The organism is Neorhizobium sp. LjRoot104, from assembly GCF_964253725.1.
Lineage (GTDB): Bacteria > Pseudomonadota > Alphaproteobacteria > Rhizobiales > Rhizobiaceae > Neorhizobium.
Genome location: NZ_CAXURS020000001.1, coordinates 3,380,933 through 3,401,319 on the forward strand (window position 1 = coordinate 3,380,933; position 20,387 = coordinate 3,401,319).

Consider the following 20,387-nt stretch of genomic DNA (forward strand, 5'->3'; position numbering starts at 1 on the left):
CGGTCGGGTCATCCGATCACTCAGCCGCGCACCCGTATCAAGCCGCAACCCAGCGTATCCGGACATCTTGTAAGACGGCGATCACCGACCCTCAAAAAGTACCATTCTTTACATATTGACTATCAGAAGGCATTTTTGCAATCTATTTTACAAAAACGGGAACCAGAAGAAAGAGCAGGGACGTTGAAGCCGGTCACATCTCCATCCGCACTATCAATGTCTACACACTGGCCCGGACGGCTTTCGCCCCTTCGGCTCGGCAAGACTGAGGCGCGATGAATGTTCCACTATACAATCAGGCGGCTCGTCGTCGCCGTTCCGACACTGCTGCTGATCAGCCTGATCATTTTCCTCCTGCTCGGCCTCGCACCCGGCGACCCGATGGCGCAGCTGCCGCTGACCATCCCGCCCGAGGTGAAGGAGAAAATGCGGCTCTCGCTCGGGCTCGGCGATCCTCTGATGACGCGCTATGCCCTCTGGCTCAAACAGTTTTTCTGGATCGAGCCGCTGCATGTCATCGACGCGCTGTTCGGGCTTGATCTGAGCGGCGACAGCCAGCGGATCGTTTCCTGGCAATCGCGCGCACCGGTGGCCGACATCATCGCACAGCGGCTGCCGCAGACGCTCTGGGTCGTCGGAGTCGCCTATATTGTCGGCATAGCCATCGCACTGCCGATCGGCATCATCTCTGCCTACCGGCAATACAGCTGGTTCGATCAGATCGGCACGCTTGTCTCGATGATCGGATTTTCCGTGCCGACCTTCTTCACCGGCGTCGTGCTGATCGTGCTGTTTTCCGTCGCCCTTCCGTGGTTTCCATCCTTCTACGACACGACGCTGCAGGTCACCGATTGGCAGAGCTTCCTGGCTCAGCTGCGCCAGATGGTACTGCCCGTGATGGTGCTTGCGCTGTACAATGCGAGCCAGATCAGTCGTTTCATGCGGGCCTCCGTCCTCGACAACCTGCGCGAGGACTATGTCCGCACGGCGCGCGCGAAGGGCCTGACCGAGAAGGTTGTCGTGCTGATCCATGTGCTGCGCAACTCGATGATCCCGGTCGTCACAGTCATCGGCATGGGCGTGCCACAGATTTTCGGGGGCGCGATCATCACCGAGCAGGTCTTCAAGGTGAACGGTATCGGCGAATTGCTGATCTCGTCGATCCAGGCGAACGACCTTCCCATGGTGCAGACGCTGACGTTCATTTTCGCGGTACTGATCGTTCTGTTCAATCTGATCACCGACATCCTCTATGGCATCTTGGACCCGAGAATTCGCTATGACTGACGTGACCACTCAAGTGACATTCACGAAGCGCTCCAGCCAGTCTCTTGATGTCTGGCGCCAGTTCCGCAGCCATCGCGGCGCAATGGCAGGCATGCTCATCCTGGGCCTTATCCTGGTTGCAGTCATTGCAGGCCCCTGGCTGTGGCATGTGGACCCGACCGAAATCGTCATGCGGGCGCGAAACAGGGGGCCGTCGCTCGCCCATCCGCTTGGTACGGACCAACTTGGCCGCGACATGCTGGCCCGGTTGATGGCCGGCGGGCGGGTCTCGCTGACGGTGGGAGTGGTGGCGATGCTCCTGTCATTGTCGCTCGGGACACTGGTCGGGGTCTGCGCCGGTTATTTCCGTGCCGTCGACGGTATATTGATGCGGCTCACGGATCTGTTTCTGGCCCTGCCCCTGCTGCCTATTCTTCTGGTTACGTCCATGTTGTTTCGAGAACCGCTGGCCCGACTGCTCGGAGCGGAAGCCGGCACGTTTCTGCTGATCGTTTTCGTCATCGGGCTGACAAGCTGGATGCACGCCGCGCGCCTGGTGCGCGGAGAGGTGCTGACTTTGAAGGAGCGGGAATTCATCCTTGCCGCTCAGTCGATCGGCACCCGGCGCGCCAAGATGATCCAGCGCCATATCCTGCCGAATGTGCTCTCGCCGGTGCTTGTCTCCGCGACACTCGGTATTGCCAGCGCGATCATCACCGAAAGTTCGCTGTCGTTCCTCGGCCTTGGCTTTCCGCCGGACTTCCCGACCTGGGGGCGCCTGCTCTACGACGCAATCGACCAGATACAGATCTACCCGATGCGCGTTGTCATGCCCGGCATCGCGATCTCGCTGACCGTTCTTTCGGTGAACTATGTCGGCGATGGTCTGCGGGATGCGATGGATCCGAGGATCCGTGGCCGCTAGAGCGGCCGAACGCGAAGGGAAACGGCGGACAAAGGGACCAAATCCCGGTTGTCCGCCTTTGCAATCAGCTTTCCAGCTTGTCGCGCATCTGGTTGTATGGACCGCGGCACAACTGCACCATGCTGCCAAGGAGCCCACGCGCAATCACCGGCGGCGGCGTGCGCTGCGGCCAATAGGCAAGCCCCTGCGCCGGATCTTCCAGCGTTCGCGCAAAGGCGCGCGACAATGCAGCCGAGGTCGGCACGCCCCGCCCTGACCAACCCGACAGGGCCCAGAGCCCGTCATCGAGCTTCTGGATCGATGGGGTCTGGTCAAGCGCCATGCTGACCACACCCGTCCACATATGATCCCATTGAAGATCGGCGAGCACCGGCCAGATGGCGCCGAGCCGACGCGTCATGAAGGCAGCCGTATAGTCGAAACGCGTACCACGTCCGGGTTCGCGCAGACCACCGGTGATGATCCGCCCGGATGCATCGATGCGGAAGAACATCGGGTCGTGATGGGTATCGCCAAAATTCATTCCCGAGGGCATGACGGCACCGCGCTGATCGGCCGTCAGCGGCCGGCTTGCAACCGCGTAGCTCGTCAACGGGAAAAATCCCTTCGTCAGCGAACCGGGTATCGATCCGCTTGAATAGGCGTCCGTCGTCAGTCCAACGACCTTGGCGTGGATTTCACCATCCGGCGTCCGGACCTGCCAGCCGCCGTGCTGGCGGGTCATACCCACCATCGGACTTTTCGTGAAGATTTCGACGCCAAGCGAAAGTGCGACACGAGCCAGTTCGCGGACATAGGCCAACGGATTGACGTGACCGCCCTCCCGGTGCGCCCAGCCGCCCGAAAATTTGCGGGTGCCGGTCAGCGACGCGATTTCATCGGCATCGTAATAGCGGTCGGATTTGCCCAGACCGTTGTATTTCGCATGCGCGCTCCTCGTGGTCGCAAGGGTACGCTTGTTATAGGCCGCGGTCAGCGTTCCCTTCTGCACGGCCTCACATTGCATGTCGTACTGGCGGATCCGGTCGAAGACCAGCGCTCCGGCATTGGCCAACAGTTCCGCACCCTTTGCGGGCAACACCGCCGGATCGAGGTAGCGAAATACCGGAATGCACTGGCCGTGATTGCGCCCCGAACCGCCGGCACCGATCTCGGCCGCTTCCAGCACCACGACCTGGGCCCCGCGTTCGGCAAGGTCGATCGCGGTCAACAGGCCGCCATAACCGCCACCGACCAGCAGAAAATCCACCGTGCGCGCGCCACTGAAAGCCTGCGTTATCGGCGCCGCCGGCGCCGTCAAGCCATAGGGTGGTTCGGATTGGAACGGTTTCATGCGGCCAGCCCTTCATCAATTGCTGCCAACAACGCGCCGGACAGGAGATCGGCCCAGCGGATGAAATCTGCCTCGGTCTGCAACAGGTCGTTCGTCACCTCGAAACCGCAGGCAGGCAGCCCGGAACCGTAGGTGTGCCGATCGACCGTGAAAGCCCCGCCCAGGCCGGAATAGGGTTGGTTATCACCGATCACCAGACCATCCTCTCGCGAGAGATGGCTTACCAGATGGCGCGACAGCGTTTCGTCATCATGCCAGATGGTCCCGCCATCCCAGGGACGTCGGAAACCATCGAAAACCCGTGTGCAACTGTGTAACGAGAAGAAGAAGGGCTTCGGATGCCTGGCCTTTTGTTCCATCCAGATTTCTCCGAGGCAACATTGATAGGGCCAGAACACAGCCTCCTGGCGCGCAATAAGGGCAGCATCGTCCATTTCGATATTTGCCGGAATGGACGTACCCTCCACCTCCGGCACCACAGATCTCGGATCTTCGAGCCAGCGGTTTACATCGATTACCAGCCGGCTTACGTCGCAAAGCACGATCGGTACGTCGATGCGCTCCGCCAGTGCATGAGCAAGTTCGGCCGCACCCAGATCACAGAAGTGATGGGTGTCCCGCCAATGTGCGCTCAGTCCCAGATCACCAAGCGCCTCGGGAATGGATCGACCGGCATGATCGACGGCAATCACGCCCGGCAGGCGTCCCTGCCGGTTCAGGACGATCGGTGGATTGGCATTCATTCGGCTTCATCCTTACCCGATGACGGAGCGTCATCATCGAGCTTTCGCAACTCTTCGATGCGGGCCAGCCGCTCGCGGCTGCGATCATGTGTACGCAGGCTGACCGCGGCAACGATTGCCTCGATCTGCGCCGTTGGGACCACGCGAGATCCGAAGGGAGATGTCGAGCTATCGGGCGATGTCAGGACCGCGTCGGAATATTCCGCTATCGGCGAGCGCCAGGTATCGGTGAACAGGCAGATCCTGGCGCCGCTACGTTTTGCACCCCGCGCAAAATTCAACAGCTCGGCCTGATAGCGGCGGTAATCGAAGATCACGAAACAGTCTTGCGGCCCGGCGTCCACAAGGGCGTCATAGGTGAAACCCAGCGTCAGCGGCGCAAAGAAGACGGAAGGACGCAACTGCCCGAGCTGCAATGCCAGTCTCTGCGCGAGATTCTGGCTGTAGCGACCACCCAGAAGCTTGATGGTTATCTTCGGATTGATCAGCAGATCGACGATCACGTCGAATTCTACCGGCATCGCCTGGGCCGCGGCGGTTTGCAGCGCTTCGGCCTGCAAGAGCAAGGTCTGCTGATAGATATGGTCCGGCTTTTCTGCCTGCACCGCGGAACGGATATTGTTGAGCGGCGAGCCGAGCTGACGCTCCACATCGGCAATGGCAGCGGCCTGAAAATCGGCAAAACGCGGATAGCCGATCTTGGCAACAAAACGCAGCACGGTTGGCGCGCTTACCGAAGCCTGCTTCGCCAGCGCTTCCACCGTTGAGAGCGCGCGTGTCGGATACCCCTCAAGAAGTACTGAGGCGACCTTCCGTTCAGCTGTCGAACGGGCTCCCTTGCGAATTCTCTCGAAAAGTGGGGAAGTCGACATCATTTGTATTCTTTATTACATATTGACTCTACGGGATGATTTTGCACAATACGGTACAAAGGTCAACCGCCCGTCCATGGCGTTCTGTCCCGCAACCAGCAGTGCCAAGCAACAGGAGACTCGTAAGATGAATAAGGCCATATTCCTCGCTGCAGTCGCAGCCGCCGTGCTACCGCTCCGCGCGCAAGCTGCACCTGGCACGGACGGAAACTTGAAGATTTTGTACTGGCAAGCGGCGTCCACCCTGAACCCGTACTTGTCGGGCATAGGTAAGGACGTCGATGCCGCAGCACTGGTCGTCGAGCCGCTCGCCCGCTTCGACCCCAAGGGCAATTTGATCCCGCTGCTTTCCGCCGAAATTCCCACAAAAGAGAATGGCGGCATCTCGTCGGACATGACGACAATCACCTGGAAATTGCGGCCGGGCGTCAAATGGTCCGACGGAAGCGACCTGACAGCGAAGGATGCGGTCTTCACCTGGAAATATTGCACGGCGCCCGGCGCAGGCTGCGCGGCATCGAATACTTTTGACGGCGTCAAGTCCGTCGTCGCCAAGGACGATCTGACGGTCGAGATCAACTTCGCGCAATCGACGCCTTACCCTTACATCACCTTTGTCAGCTCAACCACACCAATCCTGCAGGAAAAGCAGTTCAAGGATTGCGTGGGCGAGAAGATTGCGTCCTGCACGGCGCAGAACTTCGCCCCTATCGGGACCGGCCCCTACGTGGTCAAGGAGTTCAAGCCGAACGATGTCGCTGTCTTCGCCATGAACCCGAAGTTCCGGGATACCGAGAAGCCGCATTTTTCGAGCATTTCCATCAAGGGCGGCGGGGATGCGATGTCGGCCGCCCGTGCCGTCTTCAATACAGGCGAAGCGGACTACGGATGGAATCTGCAGTTGTCGCCGGACGTCTTCGAGAACCTCGTCTCGTCCGGAAAAGCCCGTCCGGTGACCGCATTCGGCTCGATGGTGGAATATCTCTTCCTGAACCTGACCGACCCCAGCGCAGAGCTTGGTGACAAACGGTCGACGGTCGAAGGCGGCCCGAATAAATTCCTGAGCGATATTCGCGTCCGGAAAGCACTGTCGCTGGCAATCGACCGCGCCGAGATTTCCGAGGTCCTATATGCCGATCAGGGCGAGCCGAGCTGCAACGTGGTCCCGGCGCCGTCTCAATTTGTCTCGAAAGCGAATGACAGTTGCCTGACGCCCAATGTCGAGCAGGCCAAAGCACTGCTGGATGAGGCCGGCTGGAAGCCAGGCGCCGGCGGCATCCGCGAGAAGGACGGACTGAAGCTGAAGCTGTCGTTCCTGACCTCGACCAGCGGTGTCCGTCAGGATACCCAGGCGATGTTGAAGCAGAGCTGGAAGGCGATCGGCGTGGACGTCGATCTGCGTAACGTCAGCGGTTCGGTCTTCTTCGGTGGTGACGCCGGCAATCCCGACACTCGTCAGAAATTCTACGCCGATATCGAGATGTACACCGACAATTCGAAGGGGATTGACCAGGAATCCTATTTGAGCAAATGGACGTGCGCCGCTGTTCCTTCGCCGAAGACGCAGTGGCAGGGCAGCAACATGCCGCGCTACTGCTCGCCGGATTATGATGCGCTCGCCAAGACCTTCCGCCAGACCGGTACGATCGAAGGACGCGGCGAGCTTGCGCGCAAGATGAACGACATGCTGGTTCAATCCTACACCGTCATTCCTCTCGTTCATCGCGGCAACGTCTCGGGTGCGGTGATGTCCCTGCAAGGCAATACAATGAACCCGTGGGATAGTGAGCTCTGGGATATCGCGAACTGGTCACGCGCCAAGTAAGACGTCGCTGGTCAAACAATTTACATCTATACCCGCGACAGACGATTTGCCCGCCTGTCGCGGGCGTTGTGCAGGCGCCGCATGCATATGGAGAGCCGGCAAACCGTCGGTGCGGCGATCAGGCCGCCCAGCTGCGTTGCAATACGGAGACCCAGTTCTCATGGGCGATCTTTTTTAGCTCCGCATCATTGAAACCGTGGCGGCGAAGTGCTTCGACGAGACGCGGCAGGCCAGCCGCATCCTTCATCTCGGCCGGAATAGTCGTACCGTCGAAGTCCGAGCCGAGCGCCACATGCTCGATGCCGATGCGTTCGGCGATATAGGCGACGTGGCGGACGATGAGGTTCAGGCCGGTGTTCGGGTCCTTGATACCGTCATCGCGCAGGAAGAGGACGCCGAAATTAATGCCGGCCAGGCCGCCCGTGTCCCTGATGGCGTCAAGCTGGCGGTCGGTCAGGTTGCGGCTGTGCTGGCAGAGCGCGTGCACGTTCGAATGGGAAGCAACGAGCGGCGCACTGGAGATTTTCGCGATCTCCCAGAAACCGGTTTCGTTCATATGCGACAGATCGACCATGATCTTCAGCTCGTTGCAGGTCCGGATGAGGTCGCGGCCCGCATCGCTGAGGCCCGGGCCGATATCCGGCGAAGACGGGTAGCGGAAGGGAACGCCGTAAGCAAATACGTTCGGGCGGCTCCATACCGGGCCGAGCGAACGAAGGCCGGCCTGGTGGAGAACATGCAGCGCGTCGAGATTGGCTGCGACAGCTTCGGCTCCCTCGATATGAAGGACGGCTGCGAAACTACCGGATTCGATCGATCGGCGGATATCCGCGGCGTTGCGACAGACTGTCACTGCGCCCTGCGAACGTGCTTCGATATCGAACAGCAGCCGCGCCATTGCGAGCGTTTCATTCAAGGCATCCGGCTGAGCCGGCGTCGGGAAATCGCCGTTGGCATCCTTGGTCATGCTTGGCGACGGGACATAAATGGCGCAAAGACCGCCTGCGAGACCACCGGCCCTCGCGCGTGGCAGGTCGATATGCCCCGCCTCTTCACCTTCGAGAAACCGCTTCACCGGATCTTCACCACCGGCGCGCCTGAGGCGCAGCAGAACATCGTTATGGCCATCGAAGACCGGGAGCAAATCGTTGAGCATTTCCTGAAATATCCTGCCAAAGCATGGGACTTTTGACTATCCGTACGTAGCCGGCGCGGCGGCCGCAAATGCAAACCGCGCATAACCCATTCGAAAAACGGAATTGGTCGCCTGAAATGGCGCCTGATATGAGGCTTGCATCATTTTTCGGCAAAATCTTAACCGGCCTCCCGCATTTCCGGAGGCCCGGCCATTCAAGGGGAATAGAATAATGGTATCCAGACGTAACTTTCTGATCGGCGGCGCTGCCCTGCCCTTCCTGTCCTATCTCGAACTGGCAGACACCGCATTCGCGGCCACGCCGAAGGATATCCTGGTCGTTGCCCAGCAACTCGACAACATGACCAGCCTCGACCCGCATGAGGGTTTTGAGGCCGTCGGTGGCGAAATGATCAGCAACATGTACCAGAAGCTGGTGCGCGCCAATAACGACAATCCGGATCAAGTCGTCCCCGTTGTCGCCGCTTCGTGGGAAGCAGATGCCGAGAGCAAGGTCTTCACCTTCAAGCTCTCCGACCAGAAGTTCTCCTCCGGCGCGGACGTCACCGCCGAGGACGTTGCGTTCTCGCTGCAGCGCGCCATCAAGATGAACAAGAGCCCGGCCTTCATCATCAACCAATTCGGCTTCACCGCCGATAACGTCGAGGCCCGTATCGTCGCCAAGGACGCCAAGACCGTCACGCTGACGACCGAAAAGCCGACCTCGATCTCCTTCCTGCTGTTCTGCCTCTCGGCGAATATCGGCGCGATCGTCGAGAAGAAGGTCGTCATGGCGAACGCCGTCAATAACGACCTCGGCAATGCCTGGCTGCAGAAGAACAGCGCCGGCTCCGGTCCATTCATGCTGCAGGCCTGGAAGGCGTCAGAAAGCATCTCCCTGCAGCTTAACCCGCATGGCCCTTACAAGGGCAATCTGAAGCGCGTCATCGTCCGGCATGTGGTCGATCCGTCTTCCCAGCTTCTCATGCTGCAGAAAGGCGATGTCGATATCGCCCGCGACCTTACGTCCGAACAGTTGAAGGCTGCGCAGAACGACAAGGACATCACCCTCATCCGGAAGCAGATCGCTTCGCTGGTGCTGATCTCGCTGAACCAGTCCAACCCGAACCTCGCGAAGCCGCAGGTCTGGAAGGCCGTGAAATGGGCGCTCGATTACGAAGGCATCCAGAAGAACATCATTCCGCTCAGCCACGTCGTGCACCAGAGCATGGAGCCTTTGGGCTTCCCCGGTACGGTGAAGGATCTGCCCTATAAGCGGGATGTCGAAAAGGCCAAGGCGCTGATGGCGGAAGCCGGCCTGAAGGACGGTTTTGAAATCACCCTCGATCATTATGCCGCCCAACCCTACCCGGATCTCGCCCAGGCGATCCAGGCAAACCTCGGCGAAATCGGCATCCGGGTGAAGCTGCAATCGGCAGAGAACCGTCAGGTCCTGACCAAGATGCGCGGCCGCCAGCACGAGATGGCGCTGTCCGCCTGGGGCACGGACTATTTCGACCCGAATTCGAATGCCGAAGTCTTCTGCATCAACAAGGACAATTCGGAAAACGCCAAAAACAAGCCTTTCGCATGGCGCTCCTCGTTCAAGGACGACGCTCTCGCCGCCAAGGCGGAGGCCGCCCGCGACGAGAAGGACCCGGCCAAGCGCATCGCGCTTTACGAGGCCTTGCAGCGCGACTTCATGGAAAACAGCCCGTTCGCCGTCATGTTCCAGACCACCAAGACCGCGGCTTGCCGGGTTGGCGTGGAAGGGTTCCGTCTGGGCGTCTTGTCCGAAGGCAATAGCTACCTGGAGACCAAAAAGGCTTGAAGAACCGGCTTAAGTCCTTTTCCGCAATGCTGAGCAGCGTCATCCTGACGCTGTTCGGCCTCACGGTCCTCACCTTCCTCATCGGCCGCGTCATGCCGGTCGATCCGGTTATCGCCGCCGTCGGCGACAATGCGCCGGAGGATGTCATCCTGCGGGTACGCGCCGAAATGGGGCTCGATCAACCCATTCCTGTGCAGTTCCTGCATTATCTGAGCCAGCTTCTGCACGGCGATTTCGGCATGTCGGTTCTCACCAAGAACCCGGTCGCGACCGATATCGCCCGCTTCTTCCCGGCCACGTTCGAACTTGCCACCGCAGCCCTGCTGCTGGCCACCCTTGTCGGCATTCCGCTCGGTGTCTGGGCCGCCGTCCGCCAAGGTTCGTTCACCGACCAGGCGATCCGCGTGCTCTGCCTCGCCGGCCATTCCGTGCCGGTCTTCATGTTGTCGATGATCTCGCTGCTGATCTTCTATTCGGCGCTCGGCATCGCGCCTGGGCCGGGCCGTCAGGACATCATCTATGACGGCATGATCCCGACGGTGACCGGCCTGATGTCGGTCGATACGCTGCTTGCGGGCGATCTCGACGCCTTCCGGGATGCGCTGGCGCATATGGCCCAGCCGGTGATCATCCTCGCCTATTTTTCCATGGCCTATATCGCCCGCATGACACGCGCCTTCATGATCGATGCACTGAAGGGCGAATATGTCATCACTGCGCGCGCCAAGGGGCTTTCCGGCCTCAAGGTCGTCTGGAGCCATGCTTTCCCGACCGTCGCCGTCCAGCTCATCACGGTTCTGGCGCTGACCTATGCCGGTCTGCTCGAAGGCGCGGTCGTCACCGAGACCGTCTTCTCCTGGCCGGGCATCGGCCAATATCTGACGACCTCGCTGATGAACGCCGACATGAACCCGGTCATCGGTTCGACGCTTCTCGTCGGCCTGATCTATGTCGGGCTCAACCTACTCGCGGACATTCTGTACCGTCTGCTCGATCCGAGGGTGCAATAATGACTTCCGCTTTCCGTAACTGGGCGCTCAGCGAAACGCCCTCCTCGCGCCGTCAGGCCGCATGGGGCAACCGTTACCGCGCCTGGCTGAACTTCAAGGGCAACCCGCTCGGCATGATCGGGCTGACGATCATCGGGATCTTCGTGCTGATGGCGATCCTCGCGCCGCTGCTCGCCACCCACAATCCTGCAACGCAAGAACTGGGCAACCGGCTGGCAGCACCAAGCGCCGCGCATTGGCTGGGCACCGACGAGCTGGGCCGCGATGTCTATACCCGCATCCTCTACGGCGCCCGCGTCACGCTCGGCATGGTCATCGCCGTTGTCGTCCTCGTCGCACCGATAGGACTCGCCATTGGCTGCATCGCAGGCTATTTCGGCGGTATCGTCGATACGATCCTGATGCGCATCACCGATATCTTTCTGGCCTTCCCCCGCCTCGTTCTGGCGCTTGCCTTCGTCGCGGCGCTGAAGCCGGGCGTCGAAAGCGCGGTTCTCGCCATCGCGCTCACCGCATGGCCGCCTTATGCCCGCATGGCGCGCGCCGAAACGCTGACCGTGCGCGGCAGCGATTTCATCGCCGCATATCGGCTGACGGGCGCTTCGTCCTGGCGGATCATCTTCCGCCATATCGCGCCGCTCTGCACGCCGAGCCTGATCGTCCGCGTCACGCTCGACATGAGCTCGATCATCATCACCGCCGCCTCGCTCGGCTTTCTCGGCATGGGCGCGCAGCCGCCATCGCCGGAATGGGGTGCGATGATCGCCACCGCCAAGCGCTTCATCTTCGAACAATGGTGGGTGCCGATGATCCCGGCCGTCGCTATCCTGCTCGTCTCGCTTGCCTTCAACTTCCTCGGCGACGCACTGCGCGACGTCCTCGATCCGAAGGGGAACTGAGCCGATGCTGGTCGAAATCCAAAATCTCCATATCGGCTTCCAGAGCCGCACCGGCTTCGCGCCCGCCGTCAAGGGCGTGTCGCTGAAGCTCGGTACCGAAAAGCTTGGCATCGTCGGCGAAAGCGGCTCAGGCAAGAGCCTCACCGCCCGCGCGCTGATGAAACTTCTGCCCAAGCAGACGCGCATCGAAGCCGACAGATTGGCCTTCGACGGCATCGACATCATGTCCGCCAGCGAAAGAGAGATGCGCCAGATCCGCGGTAAGCGGGCGGGCTTCATCCTGCAGGACCCGAAATATTCGCTGAACCCGGTGAAGACCATCGGCAGCCAGGTGGCGGAAGCCTGGCGCACCCACAAGGGCGGCAGCAAGCGACAGGCTTTGGAAGCAGCGATTGCGCTTCTCGAACAGGTGAAGATCCGCGATCCGAAAAAGGTCGCAGGCTCCTATCCGCACGAAGTTTCCGGCGGCATGGGACAGCGCGTCATGATCGCCATGATGCTGGCGCCGGACCCGGAATTGCTGATCGCGGACGAACCCACCAGTGCGCTCGATGCGACCGTTCAGGCCGAGATCCTGCGGCTGATCGAGGAGCTGGTGTCGGAGCGCGGCATGGGCCTGCTGCTCATCAGCCACGATCTGCCGCTCGTCTCGCATTTCTGCGATCGCGTCGCCGTCATGTATGCCGGGCGGGTGATGGAAGAGCTGAAGGCGTCCGAGCTCCTTTCCGCACAGCATCCCTATACGCGCGGGCTGTTGAACTGCATGCCTTCGCTGATCCATCCCAAGGAGCGCCTGCCCGTGCTGACCCGTGATCCGGAGTGGCTGAAATGACCATCGAGACCGACAATCTGCGCATCAGCTTCGGTGACAAGGAAGTCGTCAAGGGCGTCTCTTTCAAGGTGGCCCATGGCGCGAGCTTCGGCATCGTCGGCGAAAGCGGCTCGGGCAAATCCACCGTGCTGCGCGCCATGGCCGGCCTCAACAACCACTGGTCCGGCCGCATCGCCTTTTCCGGTGAGGACGCGCCGCTGAAGCGCCCGCCGGCCTTCTTCCGCAAGGTGCAGATGGTGTTCCAGGACCCCTACGGTTCGCTGCATCCGCGCCAGACCATCGACCGTATCCTGTCGGAACTTCCGCTCGTGCACGGCATGAACGATATCGACGCCCGCATCGCCAAGGTGCTGTCGGCGGTGGCGCTGCCGCAATCGGCGCGCTTCCGCTTTCCGCATCAGCTCTCCGGCGGGCAGCGCCAGCGCGTGGCGATCGCCCGCGCCTTGATCGCCGAGCCGCAGGTGCTGTTGCTGGACGAGCCGACCAGCGCGCTTGACGTTTCCGTGCAGGCGGAGATCCTCAATCTTCTGGCCGATCTCAGGATCGAGCAGAACCTTACCTATGTGATGGTCAGCCACAATCTCAGCGTCATATCGCATCTCTGCTCGCGTGTCGGCGTGATGATCGACGGCCACATGGTGGAGCAGGTGACGGTCGAAGATCTGCGGCTCGGAAATGTGCAGCACCCGCACACGCGCGAACTGCGCAACCTGAGCGTCGAACTCGAAGAACCGGTCTGACCTTCTAGGTTCTGGCGGACCAGGGTCCGGTTTTCGGGGGTTATTGGAGAACTACATGTCGATCACGGCCAATTGGGAAGCGGCGCAGGCAGCCGCCGGAAAGTTCGCTGCCAGCTGGGGCGCCGACCAGCCCGGCGGCGCGGTGATCGGGTTCGACGAAAACGGCATCCGTTTCGCCGAAGTCGGCGGCGTCGAAAACCTTTCGACCATGTCCCCCTTCACCGCCGATACGGTGGTGCGTTACGCCTCCGTCACCAAACATGCCTTCTGCACCATGGTCCTGTCGCACCCGGACGCGATCTCGCTCGACGATAGGCTCGGCCTGCATCTGCCGGAGCTTCAGGAACCGCTCGCGAGCGTCACCGTTGGCCGGGCGCTCGACATGAGCGGCGGCCTGCCCGATACGCGCGAATGCCTCTCGCTGCTCGGCCTGTCGGTCTACACCGAAACGAAGGCCGGGCCGCTGATGGAGTTCCTGGCCCGTCAGACGCGGCTGAACTACGAAGCCGGTACCGAAATCTCCTATTCCAACACCGGTTATCGGCTGGTCGAAACAGCGCTCGAGCGCAAGGGCCTGTTCTTCCGCGATTTCATCCGCTCCGCCGGCGCGAAAACCGATGCCGTGCTGGACGCGCCGGATCTCTGGAACGATGCGGTTGCCGGCCTTGTGCCGGGTTACTGGCATGACGGCGAAAAATGGCAGCTCTCCGCCGCCGGCCTGCATATCTCCGCCTCGGGCAGCATGACCGGAAGTGCGACGAGCCTTGCCAACTGGCTGCGCGCCATGCTCGCCGGTGAAGGCTCGCTCGCCGGCGTACTCGACCGACTGGCCGCGCCGCGTGCCCTCTCCGACGGCCGCGAAAGCGGCTACGGTCTCGGCCTGCGCCGCACACTCCTCGGTGGGCACGAGTTTACCGGCCATGGCGGTTCTCATCCCGGCTACAAGAGCTATTTCCTGCTCGATCGGCAAAGCAAAATGGGTTTCGTCATCGTCTCCAACCGCGAAGACACCAATGGCAACAAGATCGCCCAAGAGGCCATGGCGGCTCTGCTCGGCCTTGCCCCGCCCGTCCCCTCGGCGGCGCTGACGGACGGTCTCTATGTGACCGAGACCGGTCCCTTCTGGATCGAGGTCAAAGGTTCCACCGTCACCTGGCTCGATGCCGATGAGACCGTTTACGCGGACGACGGCGAATTCGTTTCGTCCTTTTCCGCCTCCTCGCCGATGCGCCTGAAGATGGATGGCCCAGCGGTCGTCGGCGAGATCGGTCATCCCGCGCGCCGCCTGCTGCCGGCCGTCGATACCGGCATACCGGCGTCGCTTGCCGGTCGCTGGCTCTCTGACGAAGGCGCTTGTTTCGAGATCGCCGGCGATGCCGTGGTGATGGGTGTCGGCCCGGTTCGCCATCGCATGCCGCTCAAGGCTCTTGGCAATGGCCGTTTCCTGTTCACCCTGAAGGACGGCCCCTGGACGAAGCGCGTCTGCCTCCGTCTCCTGTCCGAAAACCGGCTCGAACTCGTCCTTTCACGGGCGAGAATGATCGAGTATAGCCGCGCAGGCTGATTGCGTTTTTCCACCAATCAGACCAAGGGAGAAGCGCGGTCGGTTTTCCATTGGAGCTTGTGGTGGAAGTCAAATGGCTTGAAGATTTCCTGGCACTTGCCCAGGCGCTGAATTTTTCCAAGGCGGCGGAAGAACGGCATGTCACCCAATCGGCCTTCAGCCGCCGGATCCGGCAGCTGGAAACCTGGGTCGGCGCCAGCCTGATCGATCGCGCCACATATCCGTCGCGACTGACCGATGCCGGCAAACGCTTCGTGCCGATTGCAGAGCAGACCCTGCAGAGCCTCTACCAAGCTCGCCGCAATCTCCAGCACGAGGAAGGCAATGACGCCCGCACGGTTACCGTAACGGCGCTGCACACGCTGTCCTTCACATTTTTCCCCAACTGGCTGAACGCGCTGAATGCGAAGCTTGGACCGATCGTTTCGCATATGCGGCCGGACTCCGGCAGCATGGAGGAAAACCTCAACTCATTGGTCGACGGGGACTCCGATTTCCTGCTGACCTACCAGAACGAGCACGTCCCGATGCTGCTCGATCCGCAATTCGAACATCATCGCCTTGGCGCAGAAATCATCATTCCGGTTACCGTGCCGGATGCCAACGGGCAGCCGCGGCATCGCATCGAGCCGGGTTTCGCGCATGTCAGCTATCAAAAGATCTCGTTCTTCGGCCAACTCGTCGCCGGCGCCATGGCCGATCACCTGCCGTCGGACAATCGTGTCCATGTCGGCAGCATGTCGGTCGGCCTCAAGGGCATGGTAATGGCAGGCTGGGGCATTGCCTGGATACCGGAGAGCCTGGTAACCGCGGAACTCTCCGATGGCCGGTTGGTACGGGCTGCGGAGCCGCAATGGGAAATCGGCGTCGAGATCCGGCTCTATCGCTCCAAGGAAAACCGGCGGCCCATTGTCAAACGCATCTGGGACGTTCTGGCCGCCGGCTGAATTTTCGTCAGATTGCGGTGCGGCGGGCATTGTCCATGTAGAGCTTCCGCAGGCGCTTGAACATCGGGCCGGCCTTGCCGTCGCCGACCGGCTTGCCGTCGATCGAGGTGATCGGCACGATGAAGTTCGACGCGCTGGTCAGGCAGGCTTCCCGCGCCGTGATGGCTTCCTCGACCGAGAACGGACGCTCCTCGATCATCAGCCCCTGTTCGCGGGCAAGATCGAGCACGGCCAGACGCGTGCAGCCCGGCAGCGTGGCATTGCCGTTGGCCCGGGTTACGATCTTGTCGTCATGGGTAATGATATAGGCCGTCGACGAGGCGCCTTCGGTGATAAAACCCTCCTCGACCATCCAGGCTTCGTCGCAGCCTTCCGCCTTGGCAATGCGCTTGGCGAGAACCTGCGGCAACAGGCAGACGGTCTTGATATCGCGACGCTCCCAACGCTGGTCGGGCACGATCTTGACCTTCAGGCCTCTTTCCACAGCGGGCACATGTTCCAGCGTCTTTGCCTGGGTAAACAGCAGCAAGGTCGGCTGGAGGTTATCCGAATAGAGGAAATTGCGATCTTCGGCGCCACGCGTGTATTGCAGGTAGATGACGCCTTCGGTCAGCTTGTTCTCGGCGACCAAACGCTTTTCGATCGCAACGATCTCCTCGGTCGAGATCGGCAATATCCCGCCGATTTCCCGTACGCTGCGCTCAAGGCGCGCCATGTGAAGCGGGCTGTCGATCAGCTTGCCGTCGAGAACGGCGGTCACCTCGTAAATCCCGTCACCGAACAGAAAGCCACGATCGAAGATCGAAATATGGGCTTCGTTTTCGGGCAGGAAGGCACCGTTGAGGTAGACGGTGCGGGGTTCGGCGGCAGTCATTGGCACTCCAGTCAAAAAAATCAGCGACGTTTGAGGGCGTCGAGCGAAATCGCGTGAACGGTAGAAGGCTTGCCGGTCCCGGCATTGTAGCCGTGTGTGGTCGTCGCCATCGTCATCGAATTGAGAATAGCTTCCTCGCTCGCCTCGATAACGGCTTCGAAGAGCGGCGAGACGACGTCGTTTGAGAGAACGGGATAGTTGGCGACCGCCTTGCGACGCTCGGGCGTGCGGCGCACGTCTTCCGCCGTCGAGAAGGCGAGCGCATAATCGCCGGACCCGTTGCTGAGAGCCGCACCGGTGCGCGCCAGGCCGCCGAAACAGCGCTCCGCAAGACGTCCGAGATTTCGTGAGCAGAGCGGCGCATCAGTCGCGACGATCATGACGATCGAACCATCCTTGTCATGACCTTCCGCCTCGTAAGGCCGGCCGGCGACGCTCAGCCTTCCACCGTAATTCGACTGTACGAGAACCCCGACCGTATAGGACGCACCCGCGACAGGAACGACGCGTGAGCTGGTGCCGATACCACCCTTCAGTCCGAATGCCACCGTGCCGGTGCCCGCACCGATCGCACCTTCTTCGACCGCACCGCTTCTGGCAGCGGCAAGCGCCTCCAGCATTTCATCGACGCTCGGCCGCGCCGCGCGGATATCGTTGAGCCGGGCATCGTTGGTCTCACCGACGACAGCGTTCAGCGACACGACGCGCTCGTTCCCGGCCTGTGCCAGTGTATGGCGGTTGATGGCTTCGATCGCGCGACCGACGCCCAAAGTATTGGTGAGCAGTATCGGCGTCTCGATCTCGCCGAGCTCGGCGATCTGCGTCGAACCGGCGAACTTACCGAATCCGTTGAAGACGGCGAGCGCCGCCGGCACCTTGTCCTGAAACAGATTGCCGGCATGCGGCAGGATGGCGGTTGCCCCCGTGCGTGTCCGGTCGCCCTCGACGCAAGTGACATGGCCGACCGAAACACCCGCGACGTCGGTGATCGCGTTCAGCATACCCACAGGGTAGTGGCCAACGGATATGCCAAGCGAACGCAAACGGGCACGACTTTCATAAGTCATTGAATGAGCTCTGAGATCCAAGTTACCGATAGGGTACTTCAGACGAAGAGCTACGGACATGATAAAAACGGAATAGTTTCATGCCGGCTTTGCAATCCACGCTGCCTTCCAGTCGTCAGGCCAGGGAAGCATCGTGAATCCGATTGATATTCACGTCCTTCTGCGGTCGCTCACCTTGCGTTTGCTGCCCGGCTGAGAACTACTTTTGTATTCCATGGGGGATCTCGCCGACTTGCGGCCCGTGCGGATATTCCGGACTGTGCGAATGCGTCGTCTTCTCCGTGATCGCAGGGCCGGCATATCGCTCCGGACCGTAGAAGGCGAAATGCAATCCCCAATACGCCGAGCCATAGAGCACGAAGGCCGCAGCTATTCCAGCAGGTATGTGGCGGATCTTTTTCTTGAACTCCGGGAGGAAGTGGGTCTCGCGGCTGTGGTCCGCGGCAACGGCGAGCAGGATCGCCATGATCAGCCCGTGGCCGATCAGATCGACGCGGCCGAAGGGCCAGACGGCGGCCGTGAAGATGACCAGCAATGCGATCGCCGAAAGCCGGCGGATCAGCGGTGTCCAGACGAGGCCGAGTCCCAGCGTGAATTCGGTGACGCCCGCCATCGGGATGAAGACGTCGCGCGGCATGCCAAATGTCAGGAAAGGTTTTTCGATGACGAGCGGATAAAACCAGCTCGGAAAGGCGAATTTCTCAAGGCTGGACCACATCAGCGCGATCGCCAGACCCCAGCGAAGCGCCTCGAAACGATGAACCCGCCAGTTTTCGCGCTTTGACGGTTCGAGGATCAGGTAGGCGGCAACGCCGAGACCGAGCGCGAGATAGTCGAAGAGATGGAAAAGGTCATAGTCCCGCAGCGCCAATATCCACAAGGCAATGATGCCAAGCCCGGCGATCGGCATGGTCCGGCGTGAAAAGATCATGCCGGCGATGACCAGTTGGAGCCAGGAGACCCATTCCGCCGGCGTCTTGAGATCGGGGGTCAGATATACGCCACCGACGGCGAAGATCGCGACGAAGAACGCACCGATAATGGCTCGGATGTAATCGTCCAGCCGCTGCCACAGGGGTCCGGTGATCCTGTCGAGCATGTCCAGCGCCATGCCGCCATACGCGCTTCGCTCGACAGCGCGCGTCAGGCCGAAAAACACGAAGACCAGTCCCATCCCGACCCAGAACCACGTATTGACGAGGGTCGACGTTACCGGCTCCGGCGGCGCTCCAACGATATAGGGCGCAAACCACTTAACGTGGGCGTGTGCGGATGTAGTCGCGGCCGACAGCGAAATGAAGGTCCCCGCCGCAAGCGACAGCCCACGACGCGATTCATGCAAGGCAGCGAACATGTTCAGGTCCTTTGGATTGGAAATGCAGGCGGTTCACGCCCTGCAAAACCCGGGACGAAAGCCGCACCGGATAGCGAGATAGACACTTGTCGACTGACGGAATGATGAAAGGAGGCGACGACCCTGGATCATCCCTGCAGATCTTCAGGGTCCTTGCGCTCAATCCATATCGGGTACCGGGGCGACAGGGTTGATGAGGCCCATCTGGCGTAACTCCTGCCAGAAATCGACCGGCACCCGTTCCTCGAAGGCGGCGCGATCCTCCGAAATACGCTCAGGCCGGCTGGCGCCAGGAATGACGCCGGCGACCGCGGGGTTGGCCAGCGCGAAATGCAGGCCGGCGGCCTTCATGCTGACGCCGTGGCGGTCGGCGATCGCCTTGATCCGGGCAACCTTGTCCAGGATCTGCGGGGTCGCGGGCGCATATTCGAAATTCGGGCCGCCGACGAGGGCGCCGGAACTGTAGGGACCACCGACGACGATGCCAAGGCCCCGTTCGGCGACGGCCGGCATCACACGCTGCAGCGCGCGGTCGTGATCCAGCAGCGAATATCTTCCGGCCAGCAGAAAGCCGTCGGGACGCGGTTGCTTCAGGTCAAGCAGGAGTTCGATCGGCTCGACCCGGTTCACCCCAAGACCCCAGGCCTTGATGACCCCTTCGTCGCGCAGTCTGTCGAGCATCCTGAACGCCCCGGTGCGTGCGCTTTCGAACACACTCAGCCATTCGTCTCCATAGAAATCCTGGGCAATGTCGTGCACCCAGACGATTTCGATGTGGTCGGTCTTCAGCCTTTCGAGGCTGCCTTCGATGGATCGCAGCGTGGCATCGGCCGAATAATCGTTCACGACCTTGTTGGAGCGGCCGTATTTGAACACGCCGTTCTCCCCGAAACCGCTGTCGCTGACGTCCTCGATTTCGTCGAGCACGAGCCGGCCAACCTTGGTGCTGATCACATATTCTTCGCGCGGCTTGTTCGCGAGCGCTTCGCCCATGCGGATTTCCGCCAGGCCCGCGCCATAGAAGGGAGCGTTGTCGAAATAACGTATGCCGTCGCTCCAGGCGGCCTCCACCGTCGCAAGCGCTTCATCCTCGGGAATGGCGCGGAACATGTTGCCGAGTGGAGCCGCCCCGAATCCAAGCCGGCTGGGGAGAAAATCCTTGAGTGCCAT

18 protein-coding genes are annotated in these 20,387 nt (G+C 61.1%); 10 read left to right on the forward strand and 8 right to left on the reverse strand.

The window, feature by feature from the left end; genetic code table 11:
• Positions 1 to 279: 279 nt before the first annotated feature.
• Both ACSQ8R_RS16775 and ACSQ8R_RS16780 read left to right on the forward strand, forming a co-directional pair.
• Positions 280 to 1,287, forward strand: a complete 1,008-nt coding sequence (locus ACSQ8R_RS16775) for an ABC transporter permease (RefSeq protein ID WP_436254433.1) — start codon at positions 280 to 282, stop codon at positions 1,285 to 1,287.
• Positions 1,280 to 2,191 carry an ABC transporter permease gene (locus ACSQ8R_RS16780; protein WP_038587156.1) on the forward strand — a complete coding sequence of 304 codons (912 nt, stop codon included), beginning with the start codon at positions 1,280 to 1,282 and terminating at the stop codon, positions 2,189 to 2,191. Before ACSQ8R_RS16775 ends, ACSQ8R_RS16780 begins: the two co-directional genes overlap by 8 nt.
• 64 nt (positions 2,192 to 2,255) lie before the next feature.
• Here ACSQ8R_RS16780 and ACSQ8R_RS16785 read toward each other — a convergent pair whose 3' ends face one another.
• The 3 genes from ACSQ8R_RS16785 to ACSQ8R_RS16795 are packed head-to-tail and all read right to left on the reverse strand — an operon-like array spanning position 2,256 to position 5,142.
• On the reverse strand, positions 2,256 to 3,524 hold the full coding sequence (locus ACSQ8R_RS16785) for an NAD(P)/FAD-dependent oxidoreductase (RefSeq protein WP_436254434.1): 1,269 nt from the start codon (positions 3,522 to 3,524) through the stop codon (positions 2,256 to 2,258).
• Entirely contained in the window at positions 3,521 to 4,267 is a 747-nt protein-coding gene (locus ACSQ8R_RS16790) for an N-formylglutamate amidohydrolase (protein WP_436254435.1), read from the reverse strand. The genes ACSQ8R_RS16785 and ACSQ8R_RS16790 overlap by 4 nt, the downstream gene beginning before the upstream one ends.
• A complete protein-coding gene (locus ACSQ8R_RS16795; RefSeq protein ID WP_046635638.1) occupies positions 4,264 to 5,142 on the reverse strand; it encodes a MurR/RpiR family transcriptional regulator in 879 nt (292 codons plus the stop codon). Before ACSQ8R_RS16795 ends, ACSQ8R_RS16790 begins: the two co-directional genes overlap by 4 nt.
• A 124-nt stretch (positions 5,143 to 5,266) precedes the next feature.
• On the opposite strand from ACSQ8R_RS16795, the gene ACSQ8R_RS16800 reads away from it, so the two are divergent.
• Complete coding sequence (locus ACSQ8R_RS16800) at positions 5,267 to 6,964, forward strand: peptide ABC transporter substrate-binding protein (RefSeq protein ID WP_436254436.1); 1,698 nt, start codon at positions 5,267 to 5,269, stop codon at positions 6,962 to 6,964.
• A 118-nt stretch (positions 6,965 to 7,082) separates the two neighbouring features.
• Here the strand turns inward: ACSQ8R_RS16800 and ACSQ8R_RS16805 are convergent, their stop codons facing one another.
• Positions 7,083 to 8,120, reverse strand: a complete 1,038-nt coding sequence (locus ACSQ8R_RS16805) for a dipeptidase (protein WP_436254437.1) — start codon at positions 8,118 to 8,120, stop codon at positions 7,083 to 7,085.
• Positions 8,121 to 8,331: 211 nt separating this feature from the next.
• Here ACSQ8R_RS16805 and ACSQ8R_RS16810 point away from each other — a divergent pair, with 211 nt between their 5' ends.
• The 7 genes from ACSQ8R_RS16810 to ACSQ8R_RS16840 all read left to right on the forward strand — a co-directional run bounded on the left by ACSQ8R_RS16810 (position 8,332) and on the right by ACSQ8R_RS16840 (position 15,922).
• The gene (locus ACSQ8R_RS16810) at positions 8,332 to 9,930 is read left to right on the forward strand and encodes an ABC transporter substrate-binding protein (RefSeq protein WP_436254438.1); all 1,599 of its coding nucleotides are present in this window, start codon (positions 8,332 to 8,334) and stop codon (positions 9,928 to 9,930) included.
• Positions 9,927 to 10,940 carry an ABC transporter permease gene (locus ACSQ8R_RS16815; RefSeq protein WP_162732458.1) on the forward strand — a complete coding sequence of 338 codons (1,014 nt, stop codon included), beginning with the start codon at positions 9,927 to 9,929 and terminating at the stop codon, positions 10,938 to 10,940. The genes ACSQ8R_RS16810 and ACSQ8R_RS16815 overlap by 4 nt, the downstream gene beginning before the upstream one ends.
• Positions 10,937 to 11,839 carry an ABC transporter permease gene (locus ACSQ8R_RS16820; RefSeq protein WP_436255503.1) on the forward strand — a complete coding sequence of 301 codons (903 nt, stop codon included), beginning with the start codon at positions 10,937 to 10,939 and terminating at the stop codon, positions 11,837 to 11,839. The genes ACSQ8R_RS16815 and ACSQ8R_RS16820 overlap by 4 nt, the downstream gene beginning before the upstream one ends.
• A gap of 4 nt (positions 11,840 to 11,843) precedes the next feature.
• Positions 11,844 to 12,671 (forward strand): ABC transporter ATP-binding protein, encoded by an 828-nt coding sequence (locus ACSQ8R_RS16825; RefSeq protein ID WP_113284338.1) that lies wholly within the window; start codon positions 11,844 to 11,846, stop codon positions 12,669 to 12,671.
• Entirely contained in the window at positions 12,668 to 13,411 is a 744-nt protein-coding gene (locus ACSQ8R_RS16830; RefSeq protein WP_436254439.1) for an ABC transporter ATP-binding protein, read from the forward strand. Before ACSQ8R_RS16825 ends, ACSQ8R_RS16830 begins: the two co-directional genes overlap by 4 nt.
• A 55-nt stretch (positions 13,412 to 13,466) precedes the next feature.
• Positions 13,467 to 14,975, forward strand: coding sequence for a serine hydrolase domain-containing protein (locus ACSQ8R_RS16835; RefSeq protein ID WP_436254440.1), 1,509 nt, complete (start codon positions 13,467 to 13,469; stop codon positions 14,973 to 14,975).
• Positions 14,976 to 15,037: 62 nt separating this feature from the next.
• Entirely contained in the window at positions 15,038 to 15,922 is an 885-nt protein-coding gene (locus tag ACSQ8R_RS16840) for a LysR family transcriptional regulator (RefSeq protein ID WP_436254441.1), read from the forward strand.
• Positions 15,923 to 15,929: 7 nt separating this feature from the next.
• Here the strand turns inward: ACSQ8R_RS16840 and ACSQ8R_RS16845 are convergent, their stop codons facing one another.
• From ACSQ8R_RS16845 to ACSQ8R_RS16860, 4 genes are all read right to left on the reverse strand, one after another.
• Positions 15,930 to 16,796 (reverse strand): D-amino-acid transaminase, encoded by an 867-nt coding sequence (locus ACSQ8R_RS16845; protein WP_436254442.1) that lies wholly within the window; start codon positions 16,794 to 16,796, stop codon positions 15,930 to 15,932.
• A 20-nt stretch (positions 16,797 to 16,816) separates the two neighbouring features.
• Complete coding sequence (locus tag ACSQ8R_RS16850; RefSeq protein WP_436254443.1) at positions 16,817 to 17,863, reverse strand: P1 family peptidase; 1,047 nt, start codon at positions 17,861 to 17,863, stop codon at positions 16,817 to 16,819.
• A 199-nt stretch (positions 17,864 to 18,062) separates the two neighbouring features.
• Positions 18,063 to 19,217: a hypothetical protein gene (locus ACSQ8R_RS16855; RefSeq protein ID WP_436254444.1), complete on the reverse strand. Its 1,155-nt coding sequence runs from the start codon at positions 19,215 to 19,217 to the stop codon at positions 18,063 to 18,065.
• A 159-nt stretch (positions 19,218 to 19,376) separates the two neighbouring features.
• On the reverse strand, positions 19,377 to 20,387 hold the full coding sequence (locus tag ACSQ8R_RS16860; RefSeq protein ID WP_436254445.1) for an aldo/keto reductase: 1,011 nt from the start codon (positions 20,385 to 20,387) through the stop codon (positions 19,377 to 19,379).